This window comes from Stutzerimonas stutzeri, from assembly GCF_002909485.1.
GTDB lineage: Bacteria > Pseudomonadota > Gammaproteobacteria > Pseudomonadales > Pseudomonadaceae > Stutzerimonas > Stutzerimonas stutzeri_AH.
This window is the reverse complement of record NZ_PPXG01000021.1, coordinates 1-759: the sequence shown is the minus strand read 5'-3', so window position 1 is coordinate 759 and position 759 is coordinate 1. Positions and strand designations below refer to the sequence as shown.

The 759-nt window shown below is 40.7% G+C and carries 1 protein-coding gene; it reads right to left on the bottom strand.

Annotated features, from left to right (window positions below; genetic code table 11):
• Positions 1-203: 203 nt before the first annotated feature.
• The coding region (locus tag CXK91_RS22485) for a permease (protein WP_181004007.1) at positions 204-759 on the bottom strand (556 nt) is incomplete at its 5' end.

Here is a 759-nt window from a genome sequence, read left to right as displayed (position 1 = left end):
AAACATTGTAGTGTGACTCTCCCAGGACATCCATACCCTCACTAACACAAATTCTTTGATCTATATATGACATTAACCAGACTAATCTTAATCTATTAGGCTCAGATAGAGCCTTCATAATATCAATGTAGCTCGAAATCAACGCAATTACCTCCGATCAAAGTTATATAATGCTACGTGAAGCAGCATTATATACTATAGAGTTATAAGACAAAGCTAAAAATCATCCCACCTATGGTCGCAATGGCAAGCACGATTGCAACAAATGCTATTACAGCCCTAGGTTTCAAGACAGTGGATATAATTGCTATCTCGGGTAAGCTAGCACCTGTGCCGCCAATAATCAATGCCATTGCAGCCCCCATCCCCATCCCCTTTCCGATTAACACATCTAGTAATGGTAGAGCCATTTCAATTCGTAGGTAGAGCGGAATACTAATAACAGCAGCAATAGGAATGGCAAACCAATTATCACTACCAACGAATCTTTCGACAATATCAGCAGGCAAAAAAGCGGCTGACAAGGCGCTAATTGCTGCACCAATCAAAACATAGGGAGTAATTTTTTTAAATAAAGCCCAAGCAAACTGTATAGCCAAACCAAGGCGTTCTTTATGTGACTCGGTTTTTTGTGAGGCTGAAGGCAGGCTACATGCCGGCACTGAAGAATAGCCAGAAACTGGTGTCGAAGAGCAACTAACTAGCCCTAATGCTTGATCTTCAACCTGCAGTAAATTTTTCACCTCATTTTTCTTTGTA